The following is an 18829-nucleotide window of genomic DNA, read 5'->3' on the forward strand; positions in this document are numbered from 1 at the left end:
GTTATGAAAGCAGAGCCATCACCGGTTGGCAAGACCGCGGGAGCGGGGCGTCCCCGTGACCCGCGCATCGACGCTGCCATATTGCAGGCCACCGTGGACCTGCTTGTCGAAATCGGTTACGCAAGCCTGACGATGGCCGCGGTCGCCGAGCGCGCGCAGACCACGAAAACCGCGCTGTACCGCCGGTGGTCGAGTAAGGCCGAGCTGGTCCACGAGGCGGTGTTTCCCGCGACCGCGTCGGGCCTGACCGCTCCGGCCGGTGACATCGCCGCCGATATCCGGGCGATGATCGGCGCTGCCCGCGACGTGTTCACCAGCCCGGTGATGCGCGCGGCCCTGCCCGGACTGGTCGCCGATGTCGTCGCCGATACCGACCTGAACTCCCGCGTGATGCAGCGGTTCGCCGGGACCTTCGTCACCGTGCGCGCCCGGATCGTCGACGGCATCGTCCGGGGCGAGGTCCAACCTGATGTCGACCCCGACCGCCTGGTGGAGCTCATCGGCGGGTCGACCATGCTGCGGATGCTGCTGTGGCCCGAACGTGAACTCGACGACGAGTGGGTGGCGCAGACGGCGGCCATCCTGGTACACGGGGCCACCGTCAAGCCGTGACGTCCGACGCCTTTACATCAGACTGAGGACAAATCTTCCGAGCGGTTCCAACCGCGCATAACCTGCGGCCACGTGACTATTACCGCCCCACGTTCACTGGCCACTGCCAAGCCGAGTGCGCGCACCGTCGCGCTGGGCAGTGCGGTCGGCACCACGATCGAGTGGTACGACTTCTATCTGTATGCCACGGCCGCGGCCCTGGTCTTCAAACCGCTGTTCTTCCCGAACATCTCGTCCACGGCAGGCACACTGGCCGCGTTCGCGACGTATGCCGCGGGGTTCGGGGCCAGGCCGTTGGGTGCACTGATATCGGGGCACTACGGAGATCGTCTGGGGCGCAAATCGGTTCTGGTGGCCGCGCTGGTGGGCATGGGCGTGAGCACGTTCGCGATCGGACTCCTGCCGACCTACGCCCAGGTCGGGCTGATCGCACCCGTGCTGCTGGTGGTCCTGCGGTTGCTCCAGGGTCTGGCGGTGGGGGCCGAATGGGGTGGTGCGGCACTACTTTCGGTGGAGCACGCGCCGCCAGGCCGTCGCGGCTTGTTCGGCAGCTTCACCCAATTGGGTTCGCCGGCCGGCATGTTGTTGTCGACGGCGGTCTTCTACCTCACCAGGACGATCACCGGACCTGACACCTTCCTGGCCTATGGTTGGCGAATCCCCTTCCTGCTCAGTGCCGTCCTGGTCGTCGTCGGTCTGGTGATCAGGCTGAGGCTCACCGATGCCGAGATGTTCACCCAGGTCCGTGATCGCGGCGAGGTGGCCCGGCTGCCGGTGCTGGAGGTACTGCGCACGCAGCCGCGCAATGTGTTGATCACCACGGCACTGCGGTTCTCGCAGATCGCGCTGTTTGTCCTGTTGACCACGTATTCGTTGACGTACCTGCAAGATTCGTCGTCAGCGGGCAGTCAGGTCGGGTTGACAGCCGTCCTGATCGCGTCTGCCGTCGGCCTGATCAGCACGCCGGCCTGGGCCGTGCTGTCCGACCGGATCGGTAGGCGGCCCCCGTATCTGTTCGGTGCGGTGGCCGGAGTGCTGGCCCTGATCCTGTTCTTCGTCGCCGCGGGAACCGGATCGCACATCGCGATCGTGTTGTCGATCGTGTTCGGTGTCAACGTCGCCCACGACGCCATGTACGGGCCACAGGCCGCCTGGTTCGGGGAACTGTTCGACACGCGGGTGCGCTACAGCGGTGCTTCGCTGGGTTATCAGATCGGTGCGGTGCTCTCGGGTGGCTTCGCACCGCTGATCGCCGCGGCGCTGCTGGTCGCCGGCGGCGGCAGCCCCTGGCTGATCGTGGGGTATTTCGCGGTGCTGACGGTGATCACCTTCACGGCCGCCTATTTCGCGCGGGAAACACATCTGGACGAGATCGGGGACGCACGATGACCAGGATCTACCTCAACGCCTTCGACATGGCCTGTGTCGGGCACCAGTCCCCGGGGTTGTGGCGTCATCCCGAAGATCAGGGCTACCGGTACCGCGAACTCGGGTACTGGACGGAGCTGGCCCGCACGCTGGAGGCCGGCGGCTTCGACGCGCTGTTTCTCGCCGACGTGCTCGGCGTTTACGACGTCTACGGCGGTTCACGGGATGCGGCGGTGGCCGATGCCGCACAGGTTCCCGTCAACGACCCGACGCTGGCGGTTTCGGCCATGGCAGCGGTCACCGAAACCCTGGGATTCGGTGTCACGGCGTCGTTGACCTATGAGCAGCCCTACGCCTTGGCGCGTCGATTCTCCACCCTGGATCACCTGACGGGCGGTCGGGTGGCCTGGAACATCGTCACCTCCTATCTCGACAGTGCCGCACGCAATCTGGGGCTGGACACCCAGATTCCACATGACGAGCGGTACGAGATCGCCGAGGAATACCTCGAGGTCTGCTACAAGCTGTGGGAGGCATCGTGGGAACCCGGCGCGGTCGTCCGTGACCGCGAGCGGGGCGTGTTCACCGACCCGGCGAAAGTCCATGACATCGAGCACAAGGGGCGCTATTTCAGCGTCCCAGGGCCGTTCCTGTGTGAACCGTCTCCGCAGCGCACCCCTGTGCTGTTTCAGGCGGGTGCCTCGCCGCGAGGGGTCCGGTTCGCCGCGGCGCATGCCGAGGCGGTGTTCGTTTCCGGCCCGACGCCCGAAATCGTGGCCAAGCCGGTCAAGACGCTGCGCGCCGCTGCCGCTGAGCACGGCCGAGATCCCCGGTCCATCAAGGTTTTCACGATGCTGACCCCGATCGTCGCAGAGACCCATGAGGCGGCCGTGGCCAAGCTGGACGACTACCGGCAGTACGTCAGCACCGAAGGTGCGCTGGCGCTGTTCGGTGGCTGGACCGGGGTCGATGTGGCCGAACTCGGGGCCGACGAACCGCTGAGATACGTCCAGACCGAGGCCAATCGTTCGGCGTTGGCGTCGTTTACCACGCAGGACCGGAACTGGACGGCGGGAGAGCTGGCCGACGAGGTCGGTCTGGGCGGGCGTGGCCCGGTGGTGGTGGGTTCGCCGAGCGAGGTCGCCGACGAACTCGAACGCTGGGTCGACGAGGCCGACGTCGACGGGTTCAACCTGGCCTATGTCACCACACCCGGCACCTTCGTCGACTTCGCCCGCCATGTCGTGCCCGAACTGCGTCGTCGGGGAAGGGTGCCCGACCACGGTGAGCGGGTGACACTCCGTGAGCACCTGGGAGGGGCCGGACCGTTGCTCTCACCGGACCATCCCGGTGCCGCTCACCGGCCGCCGGACTGGGCCTGAGGCATTGACATGAACCACGGTTGAGGTCCGACACTGGTGGAATGAACCTGAAGGAGCGGCAGGACATCAGGGCCGTCATGGCGGCGACGACCGACCTGTGGGTAGCGCACGACATGGATGGCTGGGGTCGGTATTTCACCGAGGATGCCGACTTCGTCGCGCACAGCGGATTGTGGTGGACCTCGCGTCAAGCGAATGTCGAAGGGCACCGCGATGTTCCGGAATCCGTTGTCCGGCAGAAGTGCAACTACACCCAGCAGGTCGAGTCCATCGATGAGATCGCTCCGGGTGTGGCGCTGGTGCACACCCGCTGGGACTGGCCCGACCACGTCCAGCCGGGCGCACAGGCCCAGGACCGCAGCGGCATCATCAGCTACGTCCTCGTCGAGAACGACGGAGGCTGGCTGATCCGCTCCGCCCACAACACCCGGGTGCGCTAGCGATGGCCATCCAAACCTTTCCCACCGATTGGCAGACCGCGCTGGTGTTGGTGGCCCACCCGGATGATCCCGAGTACGGCGTCGGGGCCGCCGTCGCCAAGTGGACCGACGAGGGCAAGTCCGTGAAGTACGCGCTGGCCTCGCGCGGCGAGGTCGGTATCGCCGGTATGCCGCCCGAACAGGCCGGGCCGCTGCGGGAGGGGGAGCAGCGGCGGTCGGCCGCCATCGTCGGCGTCGATGACGTGTCGTTCTGGGACTTTCCGGACAGCAACATCCGCGACACTCCCGAACTGCGGGCGAAGATCGCCGACACCATCGCGGCGGTGCGTCCCGACGTCGTCGTCACCCTCTACAGCGGGCCCAGCTGGGCGCCCGGCGCACCCAATCAGCGTGACCACATCGAATTCGCCCACGCCGTCGCGGCGGCTTACGACAGCTTGACCGATCCGCCGGCCTGGCTCTTCGAGAACGGGCCGGACCCGTCGCACTGTGAGGTCGTCGACGGCTATACCGATGTGGCGGTGAGATCTCTTGCCGCCCATGAGGTTTACCTGTCGGTGCTCGACCCGAAGACTCCCGTCGTCGAACAGGCCCGGCAACAGGTGGAGATGTCGACGCCCGCCCTGCCGGGATTCGGCGGGCGAACCGTCGGCTTCATTGTGAAGCGGCATCGCTGAACCGGGCAGGAATCGGCTTACTATCGCAGCTGTGCGTGCAGTGGTCTATTCCGAGGTGGGCGTGCGGCCCGTCGTGGTCGACGTGGCCGATCCCGAATGTCCCGACGACGGGGTGGTCGTCGAGGTGGCGGCCACCGGCGTGTGCCGGTCCGACTGGCACGCGTGGCGGGGCCACGATCCGGTGGCCTTGCCGATCATTCCCGGTCACGAATTCGCCGGGACCGTTGTGGCGTTGGGTGCCGACGTGTCGGGTTGGCAGGTGGGCGATCGGGTGACCGCGCCGTTCGTCCTGGGTTGCGGTCGCTGCGAGTTCTGCGTGTCCGGGAACGCCCAGGTGTGCCCCGATCAGCTCCAGCCGGGTTTCACTCTGCCCGGCTCCTTCGCACAGCGGGTCGCGGTCCCGCGGGCGCAGGCCAACCTTGTCCGTCTGCCTGACGAGGTCTCGTTCGTGGCGGCGGCTTCGCTGGGGTGCCGGTTCGCGACCTCGTACCGAGCCCTGGTCGTCCACGGTGAGGTACAGCCCGGCCAGTGGGTCGCGGTCCACGGGTGTGGCGGGGTAGGCCTGTCGGCGGTGATGATCGCGAAAGCCTTCGGCGCCAAGGTCGTTGCCGTGGACCGCAGCGCTCAGGCGCTGGACGTCGCGAACCGTCTCGGAGCCGATGAGCTGATCAATGCCACCGAGATCCCCGACACCGCAGCCGAAGTCGTGCAACGGACCGGCGGCGGTGCACACATCGGGGTCGACGCGATCGGACATCCGGCGGTCGCGGCGGCCTCCGTGTCCTCGTTGCGGCGGCGCGGTCGGCATATCCAGGTGGGGCTCCTGCTGGGTGATGCGGCACAGACCGCGCTCCCGATGGACCGGGTGATCGCCCAGGAACTCGCGATCCTCGGGTCGCACGGTATGCCTGCCGTCGACTACCCGGCGATGCTGGGTCTTCTCGCGTCGGGTGCACTGCAACCGGAGTTGTTGGTAACCCGGCGGGTGGGGCTCGATCAGGCGGGCGCGGCGATGGCCGCCATGGACACGCCCACCGGGCCGGGGATCACGATCATCGAGCCGGCCTCGCCGGGCTAGCTGTCGATCTGGCCCCGGTTACGTTGGGCCACCGCCTGATAGCGGTCACCCAGACCGTCGAAATCCCGGGCCTGCGCGCCGGCGATCTCCTGCTCGGCGGCGAGTGCGGGACCGACGATCGGTTGGCTGCCGCGGGTGTAGATCTCTTTGAGGCCTGCCATGGTCGGTCCCGGTACCTCGGCGATCTGACCGGCCAGTTCCAGTGCCCGCTCCAGTAGCCGCTCGTGCGGCACCACCTCGGTGACCAGGCCGAGGCGTTCGGCGCGGGCGGCATCGATAACCTCACCGGTCATCGACAGCCGCCGCGCCATGGCCGCACCGACCACGTGAGGCAGCCGGGCCGTCATCCCGCCGCCGGGCAGGATGCCGATCCGGGCGTGGGTGTCGGCGAACACCGCCCGCTCGGAGGCGATCAGGAAGTCGCAGCCAAGCGCCATCTCCAGCCCGCCGGTGAACGTCGCCCCGTTGATCGCCCCGATGATCGGAGTGCTCAACTCGCCGGTCTTGGTGATGCAGTTGTGCGACCGGAACTTCTCGAAGTAGTCCATGCCGAGGGTCTGCGCCTCTTTGAGGTCGACGCCGGCGCAGAACGCGGGGTCGGTCCCGGTGAGCACGATCGTCCGTACGGCCGGGTCGGTGTCGGCCTCGTCCAGGGCGCGGTACAGCTCCTCGATCAGCTCGCGTCCCAGCGCGTTCCGCGACTGTGGACGATGCAGGGTGAGGACCCGGACAGCGCCGTGGTCAGTGGTAAGGACAACATCGCGAGCAGACATAAAATCGCATGCTACGCCGCATATTTGTGCGAGTTTGCGTCTGCTCGCGGTGAGAAATCAGCGCAGGAAGGTCTCGGCATTGTTGGCCAGGTCCAGCAGCGGTTGCGGCAGGGCGCCGAGCGCGAAGGTGACGGCCGCGGTGACGGTGATGACGGCGGCGGTGAGCCCGCTCGGAACAACGACTTCGGGGGCCCCCTCGGGCGGGTCGGTGAAGAACATGAGCACGATCACCCGCACGTAGAAATAGGCCGCCACGGCACTGGCGATGACGCCGATGATGACCAGCGGGATGGCCCCGCCCTCACCTGCGGCCTTGAACACCGCGAACTTGCTGACGAATCCGCTGGTCAGCGGAATTCCGGCGAATGCCAGTAGGAACAACGAAAACACCACGCCGACAATGGGATATCGCCGGCCCAGACCGGCCCACTGCGCCATCGACGTCTCCTCCTCGTCGGCGGCGTTGCGAACCAGACCGACAACCGCGAACGCGCCCAGCGTGCTGAATCCGTAGGCGAACAGGTAGAACAGCGTGGAGGACACACCGGCCGGGTTGGCGGCGATCACGCCGGTGAGGATGAAACCCGAGTGGGCCACCGCGGAGTAGGCGAGCATGCGTTTGACGTCCGTCTGGGTGACGGCGGTGATGGTGCCGACCACCATGGTCAGGATCGCGATCGCCCACAGCACGGGCCGCCAGTCGTCACGCAACTGCGGCAGCGCCACGTAGAAGATGCGCAGCATGGCGCCGAACGCGGCGAGCTTGGTTCCTGCGGCCATGAATGCGGTGATCGCGGTCGGGGCGCCCTGGTACACGTCGGGGATCCACGAATGGAACGGAACGGCACCGACTTTGAACAACACGCCGACCAGCAAGAGGGCAACACCGATCAGTGCCAGCGGAGTGTTGGGTGCCTTGGTGTCCACGGCGGTGGCGATTCCGGCCAGATCCAGGGTGCCGGCGTAGCCGTACAGCATGGCCGCGCCGTAGAGGAAGAAGGCCGACGAGAACGCGCCCAGCAGAAAGTATTTCATCGACGCTTCCTGCGACAGCAGCCGCCGGTGTCGGGCCAGCCCGCACAGCAGGTAGAGCGGAAGCGACAGGACTTCCAGCGCGATGAACATGGTCAGCAGATCATCGGCGGCCGGGAACAGGAGCATGCCGCCGATGGCGAACATGGTCAGCGGGAAGACCTCGGTCTGCATCACCCCTGACTTGGTGGCCATCTTCTCGGCCACGCTTCCCGGCACCGCCGAGGCCTGTGGCGTGAAGCCGTCCAGACCGGCGATGCCGTCTTGCGTAGCAGTTCTGGGTTGCCGTTCGGCGATCAACAGGATCCCCAGTGCACCGACGACGGCGATGGTGCCCTGCAGGAACAATGCGGGTGCATCGAGGACCACCGAGCCCAAGACCGCGGGTCGGCCGGGGGTGCCGTGAAGGTCCCGGGCCAAAAGGACGACAGCCACGACGGCGGTGAGCAGTCCGCCCAGTGCAAGGGCGACCTGTACCCGGTAGCGGGCCGGTCGGGGCAGGAAAGCCTCGACCAGTACACCGGCCACTCCCACCCCGAACACGATCAGCATGGGGGACAGCAGGCCGTATTCGATGCTCGGCGTCACCATGATCAGCGGACCCCCTCTGCCAGCTTGGGCAACACCTGCGGTGGCGGATCGTTCTGTCCGATGGTGGTCAACGTGTGCTGGACGGCCGGATTGATCACGTCCAGAGCGGGTTTGGGATAGATGCCCAGCACCAGCAGCAGCGCGATCAGGGGGACCACCACGGCGAGCTCGCGAGGAACCAGGTCCCGGATCCGGTGTCCGTCGCCGGCGAGCCCCTCGGGGAGCGGGCCGGTCATCATCCGTTGGTACATCCACAGGATGTACACGGCGGACAGCACCAGTGCGGTGGCGGCGAACACCGCGACCACCGGGTACCGCGTGAATGTGCCGATGAGAACCAGGAATTCACTGATGAACGGCGCCAGGCCCGGCAAGGACAACGTGGCCAGGCCGGCCACCAGGAACGTTCCGGCAAGGACCGGGGCCACCTTCTGCACGCCGCCGTAGGAATCGATCAACCGGGAACCATGGCGCGAGACCAGGAATCCGGCGATCAGGAACAGTGCGGCCGTGGAGATCCCGTGGTTGATCATGTACAGGGTCGACCCGGCCTGACCCTGACTGGTCATCACGAAGATGCCCAGGATGATGAAACCGAAATGCGAGATCGAGGTGTAGGCGATCAACCGCATCACATCGGTCTGGCCGATCGCCAGGACGGCGCCGTAGACGATGCCGATCACCGCGAGAGTGATGACCAGGGGCCGGAAATACGTTGACGCATCGGGGAACAACGGTAGGCAGTAGCGCAGCATGCCGAACGTGCCGACCTTGTCCATGATGGCCATCATCAGCACCGCGCTCGCGGGGGTGGCCTGAACCGCGGCATCGGGCAGCCAGCGGTGGAAAGGCCACAGCGGCGCCTTGACGGCGAATGCGAACATGAAACCGAGGAACAGGAAGTTCGCCACCATCGGGTTGATCACGAGCTCACCGGACGAGACCGCGGCGACGATCGCGCGGAAGTCGAACGTGCCCGAATCGAAGGCATCGCTGCCCGCGGTGACCACGTAGAGCCCGATCACCGCGGCCAGCATGACCAGGCCGCCGAACAGGTTGTACAGCAGGAACTTCACCGCCGCTTTAGATCTGTGCTCCCCGCCGAACCCGCCGATCAAGAAGTACATCGGGATCAGCATGGCCTCGAAGAACACGTAGAACAGCAAGATGTCCAGGGCCACCAGGGACATGAACACCATGCCCTCGACGGCCAGCGTCAGCGCCAGGTAGGCCTGGACGCCGCGGCCGCCCAGCCCGGTCTGGTGGGTGGCGTCATTCCAGCCCGCGACGATGAGCAGCGGCAGCAGCACCGCGGTGAGGACCACCAGGGCCAGAGCGATTCCGTCGACCCCGAGGATGTAGCCGGTGCCGAACGACGGGATCCAGCGGTGTGATTCGACGAACTGATACTGCTCACCGGCGGGAGCGAAGCCGACGGCGAGCACGGCGGCCAGACCCAGCGCGGCCAGCGAGACCACCAGCGCGAACCATTTGGCCAGTGTCCGCTGCGCCGCGGGCAGCAGCATCACCACGGCGGCTCCCACCGTCGGGGTGGCCCACAACGCCGTCAGCCACGGAAATGTGCTCACCACAGTCGCACCGCCAGGATCGTCGCCACCACCAGGGCCGCCCCGCCCAGCATGGAGAGCGCATAGGAGCGGGCGAAGCCGGTCTGCAACTGGCGCAACCCGTCCGATGTTCGGCTGACCAGCGCGGCCAGGCCACCTGCGGTGCCGTCGACCACCTTGTCATCGACGGTCACCAGGGCCGCCGTCAAGGTCTGGCCACCTCGCATGAACACCGCCTCGTTGAAAGCGTCGCCGTACAGGTCGCGCCGGGCCGCCACCGTCAGCGCCGAGCCGTCGGGCACCTCGACCGGAACCGGCCGCCGCGCATACATCCGGTAGGCCACCGCGATGCCGACCGCGACGACGGCCAGCACCACCACAGTGACCACCCACGCAGGGATCGCATGGTGCGCCTCGTGAGCGCCGACAACCGGCTCGAGCCAGTGCGACAGCGTGCCACCGATCGCCAGCGCGCCGCCGGAGACCACCGAGCCGACCGCGAGCAGGATCATCGGCCAGGTCATCACGGCCGGCGCCTCGTGCGGATGCGCCTGCTCATCCCAACGCTTTTCGCCGAAGAACGTCATCAGCATCACCCGGGTCATGTAGAACGCGGTGATCCCGGCCCCCAGAATGGCTGCCCCGCCGAGGATCACCCCGCGTACGCCCCCGGCGCCCAGCGCCGCCTCGATGATGCTGTCTTTGGAGAAGAAGCCGGCCAGCGGCGGGACTCCGATGATGGCCAGATAGCCGAGTCCGAACGTGGCGAACGTGATCGGCAGGACCTTGCGCAGACCGCCGTAGCGGCGCATGTTCACCTCGTCGTTCATCGCGTGCATCACCGACCCCGCCCCGAGGAACAGGCCGGCCTTGAAGAATCCGTGCGTGAGCAGGTGCATGATCGCGAACGCGTACCCGGCGGGCCCGAGGCCGGCGGCCAGCACCATGTAGCCGATCTGGCTCATGGTCGACGCGGCCAGCGCCTTCTTGATGTCGTCCTTGGCGCAGCCGATGATCGCGCCGAACAGCAGCGTGACCGCGCCGACGACGACCACACCGGTCTGAGCTCCCGGGGCCAGGTCGAAGATCGGCCCGGACCGCACGATCAGGTAGACGCCGGCGGTCACCATCGTGGCGGCGTGGATGAGCGCCGACACCGGGGTCGGGCCCTCCATCGCGTCCCCGAGCCAGGACTGCAGCGGCACCTGGGCCGATTTGCCGCAGGCGCCCAACAACAGCAGGAGGCCGATCGCGGTCAACGTGGCTTCGCTCAATGCCGGTGCGGCGCCGAACACCCCGGCGAACGAGATCGACCCGACGGTGGCGAACATGATCATCAGCGCGATGGCCAGACCCATGTCGCCGACCCGGTTGACGACGAACGCCTTCTTGGCTGCGGCGGCCGCCGACGGCTTGTGCGACCAGAACCCGATCAGCAGATACGAGGCGAGGCCCACGCCTTCCCACCCGGCATACAGGCCCAGGTAGTTGTCGGCGAGCACGAGCAGCAGCATGGCCGCCACAAACAGATTCAGGTACGCGAAAAACCTTCGCCGATCAGGATCTTCGGCCATGTACCCGATGGAGTAGATATGGATCAAGGACCCCACGCCGGTGATCAGCAGCACGAAGCACACCGACAGCTGATCGAGTTGCAGGCCGAAATCGACCTGCAAGCCGGCCACCGGCACCCAGGAGAACAGGGATTCTGCGACGGCCCGGCCCTCGTCGGGGCGGCCCAGCATCTGGCTGAACTGCACCGCTCCGACGGCGAAGGCGCTCAGCGCGGTCGCGCAACCCAGCAGATGCCCCCACCGGTCGGACCGTCGGCCGCTCAACAGCAGCACCGCTGCTCCGGCGGCCGGGAGTGCGATCAGAAGCCACACAGGTAGTGTCATGTCGCCCTTAGTGCTTCAGCAGGCTGGCGTCGTCGACCGAGGCCGAATGGCGGGTACGGAAGATGGTCATGATGATGGCCAGGCCGATCACCACTTCGCAGGCGGCCACCACCATGGTGAAGAACGCCACCACCTGACCATCGAGATGACCGTGCATGCGGGAGAACGCCACGAACGCCAGATTGGCGGCGTTCAGCATGAGCTCGACGCACATGAACATCACGATGGCATTGCGCCGCAGCAGTACTCCCGAAGCGCCGATGGTGAACAACAGCGCCGACAGGTAGAGATAGTTGTCGGGATTCATCGCATCACCCCTCCCCGTTGGCCGAGTTACTGATCGTGCGCTGCGGCAGGATGGCGCTCACCGACAACGCCGCATCGGAGCCATCGGGCAGTCGGGCCGGGACATCGACGGCGTTATGCCGTGCGTAGACACCGGGATTGGGCAGCGGCGTCGGATGACCTCCGGCCTGGAACCGTTCGACGGCCAGTTCTCGCTGGGTTTTGCGGCGCTCGAAGCGCTCTCGGTGCGCCAGTACCATCGCGCCGAGAGCGGCGGTGATGAGCAGTGTGCTGGTCAGCTCGAATGCCCACAGGTACCGGGTGAAGATCAGGGCCGCCAGTCCTTCCACGTTGCCACCGCTGTTGGCCTGGGCCAGCCCGGTGAACCCGCTGACAGACACGCTGCCGATCCCGGCGATCAACAGGATGCCGAACCCGGTGCCCGCCGCGAGTGCCGCAATGCGTTGGCCGCGTATCGTTTCGGCGAAGGATTCGGCCAGGTCGACACCGATGAGCATCAGTACGAACAGGAACAGCATCATCACCGCGCCGGTGTACACCACCACCTGCACCACGCCGAGGAACAAGGCGTCCTGGGCGATATAGAGCACCGCCAGCGCGATCATGGTGCAGGCCAGAAACACCGCGGAGTACACCGCTTTCGGTGCGGCGACCACGCCGATGGCGCCGAGCACCGCGACCGTCCCGAGGATCCAGAACAGCACCGCCTCCGATGTCGACGTCCGCGCAGAATGTTCAGCGGCGAGCATCAGGACGTCGGGGCTCACTGGGCGTCCTGGGAAAGCGGGGTGATCCGGCCGAGGTAGTAGTCGTCGTCGGTACTGCCCGGCGCCATGTCGTGGGGTGGTGCCTGCATCCCGGGTTGCATCGGGGCCAGCAGCTTGTCCTTCCCCCAGATCAGGTCGGCCCGGTTGTCGTCGGCCATCTCGTATTGGTTGGTCATCGTCAACGCCCGGGTCGGGCAGGCCTCGATGCACAATCCGCACCCGATGCAGCGCAGATAGTTGATCTGGTACACCCGGCCGTAGCGTTCGCCCGGCGAAAAGCGTTCGTCGGCAGTGTTGTCGGCGCCTTCGACGAAGATGGCGTCGGCCGGACAGGCCCAGGCGCACAATTCGCAGCCGATGCACTTCTCCAGGCCGTCGGCGTAACGGTTGAGTTGATGACGGCCGTGATATCGCGGTGCGACCGGTCCCGGTTTCTCCGGATACTCTTCGGTGATCGGCTTTTTGAACATCGATCCGAAGGTGACCGCGAATCCGGCCAGGGCGTCGACGAACTTGGGCATCTTAGGCATCGACAGCCTCCTTTCCAGCATTCGGCAGCGGAGGTACCGGGTAGGCGCCGGCGCTCTGCTGCGGTATCGGCTGAGCAATCCTGCCCCGCAACGCTTTCCACAGCGCGGCTGCCAAAACCGCCACGATGACGACCGCGGTGGTCACCAGGCCGGTGGCCCAGTTGTGGTACCCGTGCTCGCGCAGGCTGTGAGTGACGGCGACGACCATGATCCACACCAGTGACACCGGGATGAGCACCTTCCAGCCCAATGCCATGAACTGGTCGTAACGCATCCGGGGCAGGGTGGCCCGCAGCCAGAAGTATCCGAACATGAACATCCACACCTTGGCGGTGAACCACAGCAGCGGCCACCAGCCGCTGTTCGCGCCGTCGATCAGGTTGAACGGGAACGGTGCATGCCAGCCGCCGAGGAACATCGTGGTGGCCAGCGCGGAGACGGTGGTCATGTTGACGTACTCGGCGAGCATGAACATCGCGAACTTCAACGACGAGTACTCGGTGTGGAAGCCGCCGACCAGTTCTCCCTCGGCCTCGGGCAGATCGAAAGGCGCCCGGTTGGTCTCGCCCACCATCGACGTCACATACACGACGAACGAAGGCAGCAGCAGGAACACAAACCACGTGCTGTCCTGGGCCGCCACGATGCCCGAGGTGGACATGGTGCCCGCGTAGAGGAACACCGCGGCGAACGACAGGGCCATCGCGACCTCGTAGGAGATCACCTGGGCGCTGGAACGCAGACCGCCCAGCAGCGGATAGGTGGACCCCGACGCCCACCCGGCCAGCACGATGCCGTACACCCCGATCGAGGTGACAGCCAGGATGTAGAGCACCGCGACGGGCAGATCGGTCAACTGCAGCGCGGTACGGTGGCCGAAGACCGAAACCTCGCCTCCCATCGGGATCACCGCGAACGCCATGAATGCAGGGATCACCGAAATGATCGGCGCCAGCAGGTAGATGGGCTTGTCGGCGCCGGCAGGGACGAGCCCTTCCTTGAGTGCCAGCTTGACCCCGTCGGCCAACGACTGCAGCAGACCCCAGGGGCCCACCCGGTTGGGGCCGGGCCGCAACTGCATGCGGCCCAGCACCTTCCGTTCGATGAGGATCGCCGCGAGCACGGTCAGCAGCAGGAAGACGAACACCCCGAGTGCCTTGGCCAGGATCAGCCACCACGGGTCGTGACCGAACAGGGTGGGGTCGGGGTAGGTCATGAGTCGGCCTGCCCGATCGAGGCCCGCGTGATCGAGACCAGGGCACCGGCGGTCACCCCGAGTTGTCGATGGATCGCCGACCCCGGGGAATTGGTGGGTAGCCACACCACCCGGTCGGGCATCTCGGTGATCGACAGCGGCAAGGTGACCGATCCGCGGTCGGTGCTCACGGTCACCGGATCTCCCGCTGCCACACCGAGTTCAGTGGCGGTACCGGGCGAGAGCCGCGCCACCGGGCAGACCGCAGTGCCGGCCAGATAGGGTTCGCCGTCCTGCAGGCGTCCGGCGTCGAGCAGCAGACGCCAGCTGGCCAGCACCGCCTGTCCGGGCCCGGGGGTCGGGCGTGGTTCGGGTGTCGCCACCGGCTCCGCGGCGCGGGGTCCGGTCCAGCTACCGAGCCGGGCCAGTTCGCCGTCCGCGGCGTCGGGTCCGGTCAGCCCGAGGTCGACGCCGATCTCGTCGGCGAGGTAGTGCAGTACCCGCAGGTCGGGAATCGCGTTCGTCTGCAACGCCGGCTTGAACGGGCGAATCCGGCCTTCCCAGTTCACGTATGCGCCGGCCTTCTCCACCACCGGCGCCACGGGGAACACCACATCGGCCAGCTCGGTGACCTCGCTCTCGCGCAGTTCGAGACTGACGACGAGCGGGGTGGCGCGCAGTGCGGCCAGCGCCGTGGCCGGGTCGGGCAGGTCGGTAACCTCGACGCCGCCGAACAGAAGCGCGGCGAGTTGTCCGTCAGCTGCCGCGGCCAGGATGGCGTTGGTGTCGCGTCCGGTGGTGCCGGGCAGTTCGGCGGTGTTCCACACCGTAGCCGTCTGGGTTCGTGCGTCGGCATCGGTGACGGGGCGACCCCCGGGCAGCAGGTTCGGCAGGGCGCCGGCCTCTACGGCGCCGCGCTCGCCGGCCCGGCGCGGCACCCACGCCAACCGGGCCCCAGTTGCCGTGGCCAGGCGCTGCGCGGCCGACAATGCGCCGGGTGAGGTGGCCAGTCGCTCACCGACCAGGATCACCGCCCCTGGTCCTCGCAGTCGCTCATCGGTCTCCAGCGCGGCCAGTGCATCCGCCTCGGCTCCGGGGACCGTGGGGATCAGCGTGCCCGCCATCTTGGTCAGCCCGCGACTGGCGAACGGTGCCACCGAGAGCACCTGCTGGCCGTTCTTGCGGGCGGCCTTGCGCAGTCGCAGGAAGACGATCGGGGATTCCTCTTCGGGCTCCAACCCGACCAGCAGCACGGTCGGTGCCTTTTCCAGTTCGGCGTAACGCAATGTCATCGGTTGTCCGGCGATGCGGGCAGCCAGGAAATCGGCCTCCTCGCCGGAGTGCGGCCGCGCGCGGAAGTCGATGTCATTGGTGCCCAGCACCATCCGGGCGAACTTCGAGTAGGCGTAGGCATCCTGCACGGTGCAGCGCCCGCCGACCAGCACACCGGTGCTCGACGCGGCAGCCAGCAGGCCCGCCCCGGCCACCGTCAGCGCTTCTGACCACGATGCCGGGCGCAACGCGCCGTTCTCCCGGACCAACGGCGTCGTGATCCGATCTCCGACCGTGGCATAGGTGAACGCCCACCGACCCTTGTCGCAGTTCCACTCCTCATTGACCTCGGGATCGTCACCGGCCAGGCGCCGCATGACCTTGCCTCGGCGGTGATCGGTGCGCTGGGCACATCCCGACGCGCAGTGTTCGCAGACACTGGGGCTGGACACCAGGTCGAATGGCCGGGCCCGGAAGCGGTAGGCCGTCCCCGTCAGCGCCCCCACCGGGCAGATCTGCACGGTGTTACCGGAGAAGTAGGACTGGAACGGCTCGCCGGGGGCGATGCCCACCTGTTGCAGCGCACCACGTTCCAACAGTTCGATGAACGGGTCGCCGGCGATCTGTGCGGAGAACCGGGTGCAACGGGCGCAAAGCACGCACCGTTCGCGATCCAGGAGCACCTGCGCGGAGATACTGATCGGCTTCGGATAGGTCCGCTTGACGTCCTCGAACCGGGTTTCGGGGCGCCCGTTGGACATTGCCTGGTTCTGCAGGGGACATTCACCGCCCTTGTCGCAGATCGGGCAGTCCAGCGGGTGGTTGATCAACAGTAGTTCCATCACACCGCGCTGGGCCTTGTCGGCAGCTTCGGAGCTGAACTGGGTGTGCACCACCATGTCTGGGCTGACCGTGGTGGTACAGGAGGCCATCGGCTTGCGCTGACCCTCGACCTCGACGAGGCACTGCCGGCAGGCCCCCACCGGGTCGAGCAGCGGGTGATCGCAGAACCGCGGGATCTGGACACCCATCAGTTCGGCGGCGCGGATCACCAACGTGCCCTTGGGGACACTGAAGTGTTCACCGTCGATGGTGAGCGACACCATTTCCACCGGCGGGGTGTCCTTGGTCGGCTCGGCCAGCGTCATGCACGGCCCCCTTTCCTTGCGCGAGCAGACGCGAACTCGCACGGCGCGCCCGGTAAAAGTGCGACTTTGTGTCTGCTCGCGGTGAGAAACATCTACGCACCCGCCCCTTCGGTCGCCATCAACGTCGAGGCGTGCGGATCGAACGGGCAGCCCCTGTCCAGGTGCGCCACGTACTCGTCACGGAAGTACTTGATCGAGGACATGATCGGGCTGGCCGCACCGTCACCCAACGCGCAGAACGACTTTCCGAAGATGCCGTCGGCGATGTCGAGCAGTTTGTCGATATCGGCCCGGGTGCCAGCACCGGTTTCCAGGCGGGCGTAGATCTGGGCCAGCCAGTACGTGCCTTCGCGGCACGGTGTGCACTTGCCGCAGGATTCGTGCGCATAGAACTGTGTCCAGCGTCGTACTGCCCGGACCACGCAGGTGGTCTCGTCGAAGATCTGCAGCGCTTTGGTGCCCAGCATGGATCCGACGGAGGCCATGCCCTCGTAATCCAGGGGCACATCGATGTGTTCGGTCGTCAGCAGCGGTGTCGACGATCCGCCCGGAGTCCAGAATTTCAGGGTGTGCCCGTCGCGGACGCCACCGGCGTAGTCGAGTAGTTCGCGCAGGGTGATGCCCAGCGGCGCTTCGTACTGTCCGGGCCGGTTGACGTGGCCCGACAGCGAATACAGCGTGAAGCCAGGGGATTTCTCCGATCCCATCGACCGGAACCAGTCCACGCCGTTGACGAGGATCGGGGGAACGCTGGCGATGGACTCGACGTTGTTGACCACTGTCGGGCAGGCGTAGAGGCCCGCGACGGCGGGAAACGGTGGGCGCAGTCGTGGTTGGCCGCGGCGGCCCTCCAGGGAATCCAGCAGCGCGGTTTCCTCGCCGCAGATGTAGGCGCCCGCTCCGGCGTGCACGGTCAGTTCCAGGTCGAATCCGGAGCCGAGGATGTCGGTGCCCAGATATCCCGCCGCATAGGCCTCGGCGACCGCGGCCTGCAGCCGGCGCAAGACCGGCACCACCTCGCCACGGACATAGATGAACGCGTGGCGGGCCCGGATCGCGTACGCCGCGATGATGATGCCCTCGATCAGAAAGTGCGGTGTGGTCAGCAGGAGCGGAATGTCCTTGCACGTACCGGGTTCTGATTCGTCGGCATTGACGACGAGGTAATGGGGCTTGGCGGCCGGACCGTCTTCTCCCTGGGGGATGAACGACCACTTGGTGCCGGTCGGGAAACCTGCGCCGCCGCGTCCACGGAGTCCGGAGTCCTTGACCAGCGCGATCACGTCGTCGGGCCCCATCGCCAGGGCGCGCTGCAGCCCGCGGTAACCGTCATGGCGGAGGTAGGTGTCCAGCGTCCACGGTTCTGGTTCATCCCAGAATCGGCTCAGTACCGGGGTCAGCGCGGTCACGAGATCGGGCCTCCCGCTTCGGGAGTGGACATGCCGCGTTTCCTGGCTTCCCGCAGACCGGCCAGCGTGGCTGTGCCGGGGGCACCTCCCGGGGTGTGCGGGTCGGTCAGACCGGCCAGGGTCCGGGCGGTTTCCCGGAAAGTACACAGTGGTGCACCGCGGGTCGGGGCCGGCGGCGTTCCGCCGCGCAGGCCGTCGACGAGATCCCGCGCCGACGACGGGGTCTGGTTGTCGTAGAACTCCCAGTTGACCATCACCACCGGTGCGTAATCGCAGGCGGCATTGCACTCGATGTGTTCGAGAGTGACCCGGCGATCGGCCGTGGTGTCCCCGGCATGGATGCCCAGATGATCCTGCAGGGCATCGAGTATCGCGTCGCCGCCCATGATCGCGCACAACGTGTTGGTGCACACCCCGACGAGGTATTCGCCCGTCGGCGTGCGCCGGTACATCGAGTAGAACGTGGCGACCGCGGCCACCTCGGCATCGGTCAGGCCCAACAGCGTGGCACAGAAACCGATTCCGGCCGATGTCAGGCAACCGTCCTCGGCCTGCACCAGATGCAGCAACGACAACAGCGCAGAGCGGGCTTCGGGATAACGGGCGATGATCTGCTCGGCGTCGGCGGTGAGCCGCGCCGTCACCTCATCCGGATATGCCGCGGGCCCGTTGATCGGCGGGCCCGCTTCATCGGGGCGTTGCCCCAGTTGAATGAATACGTCAGTCATCCGTGCTGTCTCCTCTTCGCGCAAGCGCTCACAGGCCGTTTCCTCTTCGCGCAAG

17 protein-coding genes are annotated in these 18829 nt (G+C 66.8%); 6 read left to right on the forward strand and 11 right to left on the reverse strand.

What is annotated here, in order from left to right; all coding sequences use genetic code 11:
* Positions 1–3 precede the first annotated feature (3 nt).
* The 6 genes from AC4ELS_RS01330 (at position 4) to AC4ELS_RS01355 (ending at position 5557) form a co-directional block, all read left to right on the forward strand.
* Positions 4–612 carry a TetR/AcrR family transcriptional regulator gene (locus AC4ELS_RS01330; protein WP_499045401.1) on the forward strand — a complete coding sequence of 203 codons (609 nt, stop codon included), beginning with the start codon at positions 4–6 and terminating at the stop codon, positions 610–612.
* Between the two features lie 96 nt (positions 613–708).
* Positions 709–2001 (forward strand): MFS transporter, encoded by a 1293-nt coding sequence (locus AC4ELS_RS01335; protein WP_448442985.1) that lies wholly within the window; start codon positions 709–711, stop codon positions 1999–2001.
* On the forward strand, positions 1998–3362 hold the full coding sequence (locus AC4ELS_RS01340; RefSeq protein ID WP_448442730.1) for an LLM class flavin-dependent oxidoreductase: 1365 nt from the start codon (positions 1998–2000) through the stop codon (positions 3360–3362). Before AC4ELS_RS01335 ends, AC4ELS_RS01340 begins: the two co-directional genes overlap by 4 nt.
* A gap of 41 nt (positions 3363–3403) precedes the next feature.
* Positions 3404–3802, forward strand: a complete 399-nt coding sequence (locus tag AC4ELS_RS01345; protein WP_448442732.1) for an SgcJ/EcaC family oxidoreductase — start codon at positions 3404–3406, stop codon at positions 3800–3802.
* Positions 3803–3804: 2 nt separating this feature from the next.
* A complete protein-coding gene (locus AC4ELS_RS01350; RefSeq protein ID WP_448442734.1) occupies positions 3805–4479 on the forward strand; it encodes a PIG-L deacetylase family protein in 675 nt (224 codons plus the stop codon).
* A gap of 31 nt (positions 4480–4510) precedes the next feature.
* A complete protein-coding gene (locus tag AC4ELS_RS01355) occupies positions 4511–5557 on the forward strand; it encodes a zinc-dependent alcohol dehydrogenase family protein (RefSeq protein WP_448442736.1) in 1047 nt (348 codons plus the stop codon).
* Here AC4ELS_RS01355 and AC4ELS_RS01360 read toward each other — a convergent pair.
* The 11 genes from AC4ELS_RS01360 to nuoE all read right to left on the reverse strand — a co-directional run bounded on the left by AC4ELS_RS01360 (position 5554) and on the right by nuoE (position 18774).
* Positions 5554–6330, reverse strand: a complete 777-nt coding sequence (locus tag AC4ELS_RS01360; RefSeq protein ID WP_448442738.1) for an enoyl-CoA hydratase — start codon at positions 6328–6330, stop codon at positions 5554–5556. The two genes, AC4ELS_RS01355 and AC4ELS_RS01360, sit on opposite strands and share 4 nt — an antisense overlap.
* A 57-nt stretch (positions 6331–6387) precedes the next feature.
* Entirely contained in the window at positions 6388–7953 is a 1566-nt protein-coding gene (gene nuoN, locus AC4ELS_RS01365) for an NADH-quinone oxidoreductase subunit NuoN (RefSeq protein ID WP_499045404.1), read from the reverse strand.
* A 2-nt stretch (positions 7954–7955) separates the two neighbouring features.
* Positions 7956–9545 carry an NADH-quinone oxidoreductase subunit M gene (locus AC4ELS_RS01370; protein ID WP_448442741.1) on the reverse strand — a complete coding sequence of 530 codons (1590 nt, stop codon included), beginning with the start codon at positions 9543–9545 and terminating at the stop codon, positions 7956–7958.
* Entirely contained in the window at positions 9539–11419 is a 1881-nt protein-coding gene (nuoL, locus tag AC4ELS_RS01375) for an NADH-quinone oxidoreductase subunit L (RefSeq protein WP_448442743.1), read from the reverse strand. The genes AC4ELS_RS01370 and nuoL overlap by 7 nt, the downstream gene beginning before the upstream one ends.
* A gap of 7 nt (positions 11420–11426) precedes the next feature.
* Positions 11427–11726, reverse strand: coding sequence for an NADH-quinone oxidoreductase subunit NuoK (gene nuoK, locus AC4ELS_RS01380; protein ID WP_064878910.1), 300 nt, complete (start codon positions 11724–11726; stop codon positions 11427–11429).
* A gap of 4 nt (positions 11727–11730) precedes the next feature.
* Positions 11731–12474: an NADH-quinone oxidoreductase subunit J gene (locus AC4ELS_RS01385; protein ID WP_448442987.1), complete on the reverse strand. Its 744-nt coding sequence runs from the start codon at positions 12472–12474 to the stop codon at positions 11731–11733.
* A gap of 14 nt (positions 12475–12488) precedes the next feature.
* The gene (gene nuoI, locus AC4ELS_RS01390; RefSeq protein WP_064878914.1) at positions 12489–13013 is read right to left on the reverse strand and encodes an NADH-quinone oxidoreductase subunit NuoI; all 525 of its coding nucleotides are present in this window, start codon (positions 13011–13013) and stop codon (positions 12489–12491) included.
* A 1-nt stretch (position 13014) separates the two neighbouring features.
* Positions 13015–14238, reverse strand: coding sequence for an NADH-quinone oxidoreductase subunit NuoH (gene nuoH / locus AC4ELS_RS01395; RefSeq protein ID WP_448442745.1), 1224 nt, complete (start codon positions 14236–14238; stop codon positions 13015–13017).
* Entirely contained in the window at positions 14235–16637 is a 2403-nt protein-coding gene (locus AC4ELS_RS01400) for an NADH-quinone oxidoreductase subunit G (RefSeq protein ID WP_448442747.1), read from the reverse strand. Before AC4ELS_RS01400 ends, nuoH begins: the two co-directional genes overlap by 4 nt.
* A gap of 92 nt (positions 16638–16729) precedes the next feature.
* Entirely contained in the window at positions 16730–18046 is a 1317-nt protein-coding gene (nuoF, locus tag AC4ELS_RS01405) for an NADH-quinone oxidoreductase subunit NuoF (protein WP_448442749.1), read from the reverse strand.
* Positions 18043–18774: an NADH-quinone oxidoreductase subunit NuoE gene (gene nuoE, locus AC4ELS_RS01410; protein WP_110776842.1), complete on the reverse strand. Its 732-nt coding sequence runs from the start codon at positions 18772–18774 to the stop codon at positions 18043–18045. The genes nuoF and nuoE overlap by 4 nt, the downstream gene beginning before the upstream one ends.
* Between the last annotated feature and the right edge of the window lie 55 nt (positions 18775–18829).

This window comes from Mycobacterium shunyiense, assembly GCF_058270035.1.